This window comes from Streptomyces sp. NPDC054841 (assembly GCF_053611045.1).
Map to the genome: position 1 here is coordinate 1 of NZ_JBSGZO010000863.1, position 1,689 is coordinate 1,689.

Below are 1,689 nucleotides of genomic sequence, written 5' to 3' on the forward strand. Positions count from 1 at the left end.
TATGCCCGGACCATCGAGTCCTGTTGACAAGACGAGGTCGGCTCCGCGCCCACCGGCGGACATCGAGACACACGAGACGACGGTGGACCTGCCTCCAGAAGAGCCAGAGCGGTCGTGACGAGGCAGGTCAGGACGTCTTTCGTTGGCTGGGTTCGCTATCCGCTCCAGCTGCGGTTCTCTGTTCATAGTCCGAGCCGGTTGTGCGGATCACCTCTCTCCACTGCCTGAGCCTCAGCTCTGAAGCAGACCGAGGGCCGTACCGCTCGCTGGGGTTGCGAACGGCTGGTGGGATGACGTGCCTCGAGCACTTCCATTAGGGAGCACGCGCACCCTGCACAGGCTCTGGCCTGCAGAAAAAACGACAGAGGAGGCTGAATGGAGATCACCGGGTTACCGGCTCCCGTGTTCTGCGGGGTCGACTGGGCCGAAGACCACCACGACATCGCGCTGGTCGACGCCAACGGAAGGCAACTCGCCAAGCAGCGGATCAGTGACGATGCCGAAGGGTTTACCCAGCTCACCGCGTTGTTGATCGAGCACGGGGACCGCGCGGACGCTCCGATCCCTGTCGCGATCGAGACCTCCCGGGGGCTGCTCGTGTCGTGCCTGCGGGCCACTGGCCGGCCGGTCTACGCAATCAACCCGCTGGCGGTCGCCCGCTACCGGGATCGCCACTCCGTCGCCCGGAAGAAGTCCGACGCCATCGACGCCGCGGCCCTGGCCCACATCCTGCGGACCGACATGGCCGCCCACCGGCCACTGCCCGCGGACTCCGAGCTCGTGCAGGCGATCGCCGTGCTCGCACGGGCCCAGCAGGACGCCGTCTGGGCCCGCGGCCAGGCCCACAACAAGCTCCGCTCCCAGCTGCGCGAGTTCTACCCGGCGATCCTGGACGCCTTCGCCCAGCACAAGCACGGCCTGTGCTCGCGGGAGGCCCGCACCATCCTGGCCGCGGCCCCGACTCCGACCGCGGCCGCAAAGCTGACGCGACGGCGGCTGCAGTCCCTGCTCAAGCAGGCTGGCCGGGTCCGCGGCATCCAGGCCGAAGCCAACAGGCTCCACGAGGTCTTCCAGCGCGACTACCTCCACCAGCTCCCGCAGGTCGAGGCAGCCCTCGGTCAGCAGACATCAGCTCTGCTCCGACAGCTGAACACCGCCTGTCACAACGCAGACCAGCTCGAAGAAGCCACAGCCCAAGCCTTCAACGAGCATCCGGACGCCCCGATCATCCGCAGCTTTCCCGGCCTTGGATCCTTAACCGGGGCCCGCGTCCTTGCTGAGATCGGCGACGACCGGAGCCGGTTCGCCAATGCCAGCTCGCTGAAGGCCTACGCCGGAAGCGCCCCGGTCACCCGGGCCAGCGGCAAGAGTTGCGTGGTCATGAGCCGGAAGGTCAAGAACCAGCGCCTGGCAGCTGTCGGCTACGTATGGGCGTTCGTCTCCCTCACCAGGTCACCGGGTGCCAGAGCCCACTACGACCGCCGCAGAGAAGCCGGCGACCGCCACGTCGCAGCACAGCGCAACCTGTTCAACCGCTTCATGAGCATGCTCTTCCACTGCCTCCAGAACGGAACGGCATACGACGAGACGAAGGCCTTCCCGCCTCAGCCACCGCAAGATCTCTCTGCCACCGCGGCTTGACGCCTATCCGCGTGGGATGTCTTGTCCCCGGCGACCGCGTCCGGCCGG

General features: G+C 67.2%; 1 protein-coding gene. It reads left to right on the forward strand.

Annotation, left to right across the window (positions count from 1 at the left end; all coding sequences use genetic code 11):
- Nucleotides 1-375 precede the first annotated feature (375 nt).
- Nucleotides 376-1,641: an IS110 family transposase gene (locus ACWGI8_RS44010; protein ID WP_453669207.1), complete on the forward strand. Its 1,266-nt coding sequence runs from the start codon at nt 376-378 to the stop codon at nt 1,639-1,641.
- Nucleotides 1,642-1,689: the final 48 nt, after the last annotated feature.

Excerpts from the sequence above, each read along its gene's own strand:
- ACWGI8_RS44010 (WP_453669207.1), top strand. The coding sequence starts at position 376 with ATGGAGATCACCGGGTTACCGGCTCCCGTGTTCTGCGGGGTCGACTGG.